This is a genomic window from Pseudomonas sp. 8 R 14, from assembly GCF_900005955.1.
Classification (GTDB): Bacteria; Pseudomonadota; Gammaproteobacteria; order Pseudomonadales; family Pseudomonadaceae; genus Aquipseudomonas; species Aquipseudomonas marginalis.
Window position 1 is genome coordinate 42,729 of record NZ_CVTH01000073.1, and the last position, 6,527, is coordinate 49,255.

General features: G+C 54.6%; 7 protein-coding genes. 4 read left to right on the forward strand and 3 right to left on the reverse strand.

The genetic code is table 11. The features are described from left to right. Positions 1-71: 71 nt before the first annotated feature. Together BFQ01_RS18320 and BFQ01_RS18325 are read right to left on the reverse strand one after the other, a co-directional pair. Positions 72-1,289 (reverse strand): DUF1444 family protein, encoded by a 1,218-nt coding sequence (locus tag BFQ01_RS18320; protein WP_065926369.1) that lies wholly within the window; start codon positions 1,287-1,289, stop codon positions 72-74. A 262-nt stretch (positions 1,290-1,551) separates the two neighbouring features. Next, a complete protein-coding gene (locus BFQ01_RS18325; RefSeq protein WP_256097760.1) occupies positions 1,552-2,061 on the reverse strand; it encodes a DUF4253 domain-containing protein in 510 nt (169 codons plus the stop codon). 354 nt (positions 2,062-2,415) lie between these two features. On the opposite strand from BFQ01_RS18325, the gene BFQ01_RS32375 reads away from it, so the two are divergent. The 3 genes from BFQ01_RS32375 (at position 2,416) to BFQ01_RS18340 (ending at position 4,691) form a co-directional block, all read left to right on the forward strand. Further along, complete coding sequence (locus tag BFQ01_RS32375; protein WP_003173944.1) at positions 2,416-2,748, forward strand: IS66-like element accessory protein TnpA; 333 nt, start codon at positions 2,416-2,418, stop codon at positions 2,746-2,748. Further along, on the forward strand, positions 2,745-3,080 hold the full coding sequence (gene tnpB, locus BFQ01_RS32975; RefSeq protein ID WP_003177794.1) for an IS66 family insertion sequence element accessory protein TnpB: 336 nt from the start codon (positions 2,745-2,747) through the stop codon (positions 3,078-3,080). Before BFQ01_RS32375 ends, tnpB begins: the two co-directional genes overlap by 4 nt. A gap of 81 nt (positions 3,081-3,161) precedes the next feature. Further along, positions 3,162-4,691 (forward strand): IS66 family transposase, encoded by a 1,530-nt coding sequence (locus tag BFQ01_RS18340; RefSeq protein WP_042944682.1) that lies wholly within the window; start codon positions 3,162-3,164, stop codon positions 4,689-4,691. A 17-nt stretch (positions 4,692-4,708) separates the two neighbouring features. Here the strand turns inward: BFQ01_RS18340 and BFQ01_RS18345 are convergent, their stop codons facing one another. Beyond that, complete coding sequence (locus tag BFQ01_RS18345; RefSeq protein ID WP_003429427.1) at positions 4,709-5,167, reverse strand: winged helix-turn-helix transcriptional regulator; 459 nt, start codon at positions 5,165-5,167, stop codon at positions 4,709-4,711. 96 nt (positions 5,168-5,263) lie between these two features. Between BFQ01_RS18345 and BFQ01_RS18350 the strand changes: the two genes are divergently transcribed. Beyond that, the gene (locus BFQ01_RS18350) at positions 5,264-6,211 is read left to right on the forward strand and encodes an aromatic alcohol reductase (RefSeq protein WP_003173940.1); all 948 of its coding nucleotides are present in this window, start codon (positions 5,264-5,266) and stop codon (positions 6,209-6,211) included. The last annotated feature ends 316 nt before the right edge of the window (positions 6,212-6,527 follow it).

Sequence of the window (6,527 nt, forward strand, 5' to 3'; positions counted from 1 at the left end):
TAAATTGCGACTGCTGCTTTGCCAGCTCAGCGATACCTCCATTGCAGTGCGCCAGAGTAGTAGAGCACTGATCACAAGGTAGTCAGGCGATTAAGCTGCTCAACCGAAGGAAATCCCAGTGTCCGATAGCGACGTGGATAGCCCGCTTCTGTAGCCAGCAGATCGCCAAGCTCGGATTCAAGTTCACTCCAGGAGACGGTTTTGACTGTCGCTTCCCCACCCTCAACAGGATCAACCAACGCGACGCGATCTGTCTTGGGCAACAGCGTCAGCACACCTTTTGTCCAGGCGCTCATCGATACCGTCTGGTTTGGTTGGTCAGCCATTTGGAAGAGGTTGTAGGAGGCGACGAAGATGTCGATGCCCTTTTCCAGATTGAGCTTGTCGAGCAACTCTTTCTGATTGGCATAATTACTCTGCAGCAGCAAATGCTCCAGTGTAACCAACCGACTGCTGACCCCTTCATCATCACAGTTAAACGGTATGATATCGCGACCTTCGTAGGTGTAAATATCGGTAGAGACAGCACGCCCCCTTTCAAGAGCCTGGAAAGCAAGCTCTACCATCTGACGAATTCCCTGTTCGTCCTTGTCTCCAGTGACCATCAGGACGTCTCGACTGGGCACCATGAACACTGGCCGACCTTTAACTGGCACGCGCTGAAGGACATCTGGCAACAACACCCTGCTGGTGTCGTACCCATCCGCCCACTCCCCAGCGTATAGGCCTGGAATAATCTCCCCGAAGGCTTCGTTTGTCGTATCACGCAGGTTCTCGATGGAGATCTTTACCGCCTCTTCCATCGTCACACCCCAATGTGCTTCGGGGCCATTGGTAAGGGTGGCAGTGGACTCGGGCGAATCGACAGCAAGCAGAATAACGCAGTCTCGGCCCAAAGGCTGTGAAACATAATCGTACTGCTTGTCGCCATTTTTACGGGCGTGTTCCAATCGAATTTCTTCAAGCATGGCAAGGTTGCGAATCACCGGACGCAGCTGTGCTTTGACATTATCAAACACAGTCTCGGTTTTTCTACCCGCCTCTAACAGCGTCGATACGTATCCGGTCAGAACGGCGGATTTCTGTGCTTTGTCTGCATTTTGATAGTCGCGAAAGGCATTATGGAGATTGAAGTACGATCCATCCCCATGGCGGATGCGGAACTCGTTCTTCTCAAAATTCAGATTCTCGCTGAAGCCAGCTTTACGAGTCGAATCCATAAATTTTTTGGCAAATGCTTCATCAGTTAGCGGTCGATTGAAGAATTTGTCGAGCAGGGAAAAAAGCATGTACAGAATCCTTTTTGTCAGCAGGCAGTTGTAAACAGCGGGAATTGGGCAGGCTTAAAATTGTTCAGAGCTTGGGACGGCTGCTCTCCATATCGACAGCTATCAGACGAAATTGAGGTTACGTAGCGGAAAACGAGCAGCGCCAATCATGTGCCTGATTTTAGTGGATGTGTGGATACTGCCCTCCTACGAGGCGGCAAAAAGCTCCAGACCTCTCACAAGCTTTGTTAACTATTCAGCCGGACTTTGGATGCGACGAAGCTCACTCCACGTAACGGAGCCAAAGATGCGTCCGACCGGAGATCGCCTGCGCAACTTTGGAAACACGTCCGGGTAGGTTTTCATCGCTAGTGTTATAGAGCGCACAGAAGTCTTTGGCTACGACGTTAGCAAGTGATGTATCAGGCGGTTCAGCACGAATGAAGCCGATGTAAGAAGCACCTACGCCCATCAACTCATAGCCATGCGCTTCTGAAAAATGACGCGCAACGGCAAAGTTTTTCGCGGGATCCAGATCCGAAGTGAAATAGCCATTCGGAAAAGCCGCGAGTGCCTGGCAGGACTGCTGAACGGGTACCAGGAGCGCTGAAAGAGGCTGCTCTAGAAGAGAGATAGGGTTGTTCTGGTAACCGATCCACTCCTGGAGGGCCTGCTGATCTAGCGTCAAACCATGAGTACAAGCATCTTCGAAAGACGTGGCTGCAACCAGGGTCATGAAATTGCGAAGACAGATTGCGAACTCCTCTTTCGTAGTCGGATAGCCATCTTGCATGACACGATCTCAGTTGTTGATGATTCGTCAAAATCGTACCTGACTAAAAGTGGATGAGCAGCTTGTCAGGAAAAACCGACGGGAAAAGATGGTTACATTCCGACCTCATCGTTGTGCCAAGGTTGCAAGCTGCCAATACGTCCCGGTGAACTAGGCTGCCCCCCCAGCGTCGAGAGTAGCGATCTGAAACGCAGGGTGATATCACTGGAGTATCATCATTCTCTATGACCCAGCCGCACCGCACTAAAGGAGTAACCGTCCGAGCAACACATCTTCCTGATGCCATCGGTTAAGGCGATGGTGTCCACCTAAATTTAAGTGGACACCATTTTTAGCCTTTTTAAGCGGACGCCCATGCCACAAGAACGCCGTTCCTATTCCAAGTCCTTCAAGGCCCAGGTCATTACTGAGTGCGCCCATCCTGACACTTCAATTGCCAATGTCGCCTTGACCCACAACCTCAATGCAAACCTCGTCCATAAATGGATTCGGGTGCATGCGCAGAAAAACCTGGCACTGCAAACTGCCTTCATCCCGGTCAAGACTTCGCCGCCGGTGCCGATGCATCAGGCCCTTCCTGCCACGATCCGAATCGAAGTGCCGCATCCAAAAGGTGTAGTCGTGGTGAGTTGGCCAGCAGAAAATGCAGCGGCGTGTTCTGCTTTCCTACGAGACCTGCTGCGATGATCCGCGTCGATTCCATCTGGCTCGCCACCGAGCCCATGGACATGCGCGCCGGCACTGAAACCGCGCTCGCACGAGTCGTGGCGGTGTTCGGTGCGGCGAAGCCGCACTGTGCCTATCTGTTCGCCAACCGCCGCGCCAATCGAATGAAAGTGCTGGTGCATGACGGCGTGGGGATTTGGCTTGCCGCCCGGCGTTTGAATCAAGGACGCTTCTTCTGGCCGGGTGTGCGACACGGCTCCGAAGTTGAGTTGGATGCCGAGCAACTTCAGGCCCTGGTGCTCGGTTTACCTTGGCAGCGCGTCGGTGCAGGCGGAATCATCTCGATGCTTTAACATCTGCCATGGCGTGCTTGCCAGCGCAATTGGCCCATCAGTCTATCGTCGCCATCAGCCCTCTCTGGCAAAATCGGCGGCATGACTTTGCATCCAAATCTCGATCAATTAAACCCTGAACAACTGCGTGCCCTGGCGGCGCAGTTGATCCAGCGCGTCGAGACAATGGACAAGCAAATCACTCATCACAAGTCGGTCAACGAGAAACTGGCCCACGAGATCGCGCTGCTCAAACGCTTCAAGTTTGCCAAGCGCAGCGAGCAGTTGAGCCCGGATCAAGCCAGCCTGCTCGACGACTTGATCGATACGGATATCGCCGCTATCGAAGCCGAACTTGAGGCGCTGCAACCGGCACCTGTCGAAGCCAAAGTGCGCCAGCAACCCAAGCGCGCACCGCTGCCACCGCAGTTTCCTCGCACACTGATCCATCACGAACCGGACAACAGCCACTGCCAGTGCGGCTGCGCCCTCAAGCGCATCGGCGAAGACGCCAGCGAAAAGCTCGACTACACGCCCGGCGTATTCACCGTCGAGCGTCACATCCGTGGAAAGTGGGCCTGCGAGCAGTGTGAAACGCTAATCCAGGCGCCGGTACCGGCGCACGTCATCGACAAAGGCGTCCCGACCGCAGGCCTGCTGGCCCACATCATGGTGGCCAAGTTCGCCGACCATCTGCCGCTGTATCGCCAAGAGAAAATCTTCGGCCGCGCCGGGCTGCCCATCGCCCGTTCGACACTGGCGCAGTGGGTGGGTCAAACCGGCGTACAACTGCAACCGCTCGTGGAAGCACTGCGCGAGGCAGTGCTGGCCCAGCGAGTCGTCCATGCCGATGAAACACCCGTGCAGATGCTGGCACCGGGTGAAAAGAAAACGCACCGAGCGTATGTCTGGGCCTACTGCACGACACCATTCTCGGCACTGAAGGCGGTAGTCTACGACTTCAGCCCGAGCCGTGCTGGCGAACATGCGCGCAACTTCCTGGGCACTTGGAACGGCAAGCTGGTCTGCGATGGCTTCGCAGGCTACAAGGCCGGCTTCGAAGGGGGCATCACCGAAATCGGCTGCATGGCCCATGCTCGCCGCAAGTTCTTCGACCTGCATGTGGCGAACAAAAGCCAACTGGCCGAACAGGCGCTGCACTCAATCGGCGGCCTATACGAGGTTGAACGAAAGGCCAAAGAGATGAGCGATGAAGATCGCTGGCGATTACGTCAAGAAATGGCGATTCCTATCGCGGAGAAGTTGCATGAGTGGATGCTGGCTCAGCGCGAACTTGTGCCCGAGGGCTCGGCCACAGCCAAGGCTCTGGATTACAGCCTGAAACGCTGGGTAGCGCTGACGCGCTACCTCAATGATGGTGCTGTGCCCATCGACAACAATCGGGTCGAAAATACGATCCGGCCTTGGGCCCTTGGCCGTTCGAATTGGCTCTTCGCCGGATCACTGCGCAGCGGTAAACGAGCGGCGGCAATTATGAGCTTGATTCAATCGGCACGCATGAATGGGCATGATCCGTTCGCGTATCTCAAGGATGTACTGACGCGGTTGCCGACACAGAGGGCCAGTGCAATTGACCAATTACTACCGCATCAATGGGCACAGGGCTCCTAACACGCTATGAGCTACATTCAGTCCGACGCGTCTGAATCTAATGGTGTCGATGGAGGTATTTGCCATGCGGGTTTTTTGTCATCCTGACTGTCGAAAATACGCCGCGCCTTGCGGAAATCCTCAACGTTCTCGACAACCCAAGTCCAGATAGGTGACATGCGGATCAACAGTCCCATACCCAGCGGCGTCAGCTCATACTCGACACGTGGCGGAATCTCACCGAACTCCCGCCGAACCACTAGCCCATCCCGCTCCATGGAGCGTAGCGTCTTGGTTAACATCCGCTGAGTCACCCCAGTCATCTGCCTTTTTATTTCGGCATGGCGCATCGTGCCGTAAACCCCCAGGGCATGCAGAATACCTAACGACCAGCGGCTACCTGCGTGAGCAAGCACTTCTCGTCTGACGCCATCATCGTCTTCTCTAAGCGTTCGGCAAATTGTTTCTGCCTGGCTGAGAGCCTCCTGATCGGTCATTTCATTCTCTGGTATCACAGGTGTGCCTTCTTACGAACGTTGCCTAATCGTGCAAGCATTTGTTCATCTTACAGGCAACAGGTCTCAGGAGAAATCATGACCGAAGTGACCCAGCTTTCCCCCCAATCCATTCTCGTTCTAGGCGCCGGTGAGCTTGGGCTGCCGGTTCTGCGCAATCTTGCGCGAGTAGCAAAGCGCGCGCCCGGCTCCACAATCAGCGTCCTGCTCAGGGATTCGACCATCAACACTCAGGTGCCCGAGAAAAAGGTCGAAATCGATGAGCTTCGAGATCTTGGCATCCAGATGGTGGCCGCAGATCTCGTGAATAATTCAATCGATCAGTTGGCTGAAGTGTTCGCACGGTTCGATACCGTAATAGGCTGCGCAGGCATGGTTGCAGGCCGGGAAACCCCGATGAAGCTGGCTACAGCAGCTCTCAAGTCCGGTGTGAAGCGCTACTTTCCTTGGCAGTTTGGTGTCGACTTCGAGGTAATCGGTCGGGGCAGTCCTCAAGATCTGTTCGATGCTCAGCTTGATGTACGCGAATTGCTTCGCGCCCAGGATAAAACTGAATGGGTAATCATCTCGACGGGTATGTTCACCAGCTTTCTATTCGAGCCAGTATTCGAGGTGGTTGACTTCGAAAACGATACCGTGAACGCGCTAGGCAGTCTTGAGACCAGCGTGACGCTCACGACTCCAGAAGACATTGGTGCGTTGACAGCGGAAATTGTTTTCTTCGAACCTCGCTTCCGCGATCAGATTGTGTACCTCTCGGGAGATACAGTGACGTACGGAGAGGTTGCGAGCCTCCTCGAACGTGTACTGGGTCGCCCGTTCAAACGTAACGTGTGGACTGTTCCGTACTTGCTCCAAGAATTGGAGAGAGACCCAACGCATCACATCAAGAAGTACCGCGCTGTGTTCGCCCAGGGCAGAGGCGTGGCCTGGCCTAAAGCAGGCACTTTCAACGCGCAGCAGTCGACTCAAGTCACGACCGCTGAGGAGTGGGCCCGTGCAAATCTGGCAACCTCATCAGCATAAGGGCAGTAGCTGAACGAACGTTCTCGCGCTCGGAGTTGACCTGCTAAAAAGCTCCTCAGTCTGATAATGGGCGCTGATAACCGAAGCTAAGGCGCGGAGAATGGGTCTGGTAATCCAAGACGACCGAATCTTTATCTTATCCGCACCATCTGCCGAGGTCTGAGGCGTCCCACTTCACTATCTATTGAGTTTTCTAAGCGCGAATTCCGAACCACGGTGACTTAACCAAGCGCTTACTAAAGCCTTGCAAATGAGCGTGGTTTTGAGGAGCACGGGGGAGAATGGTGTGGTCAAGGTGTGTCTGCCGGACGCTTAC

Excerpts from the sequence above, each read along its gene's own strand:
- BFQ01_RS18320 (WP_065926369.1), bottom strand. The coding sequence starts at position 1,289 with ATGCTTTTTTCCCTGCTCGACAAATTCTTCAATCGACCGCTAACTGAT.
- BFQ01_RS18325 (WP_256097760.1), bottom strand. The coding sequence starts at position 2,061 with ATGCAAGATGGCTATCCGACTACGAAAGAGGAGTTCGCAATCTGTCTT.
- BFQ01_RS32375 (WP_003173944.1), top strand. The coding sequence starts at position 2,416 with ATGCCACAAGAACGCCGTTCCTATTCCAAGTCCTTCAAGGCCCAGGTC.
- tnpB (WP_003177794.1), top strand. The coding sequence starts at position 2,745 with ATGATCCGCGTCGATTCCATCTGGCTCGCCACCGAGCCCATGGACATG.
- BFQ01_RS18340 (WP_042944682.1), top strand. The coding sequence starts at position 3,162 with ATGACTTTGCATCCAAATCTCGATCAATTAAACCCTGAACAACTGCGT.
- BFQ01_RS18345 (WP_003429427.1), bottom strand. The coding sequence starts at position 5,167 with ATGACCGATCAGGAGGCTCTCAGCCAGGCAGAAACAATTTGCCGAACG.
- BFQ01_RS18350 (WP_003173940.1), top strand. The coding sequence starts at position 5,264 with ATGACCGAAGTGACCCAGCTTTCCCCCCAATCCATTCTCGTTCTAGGC.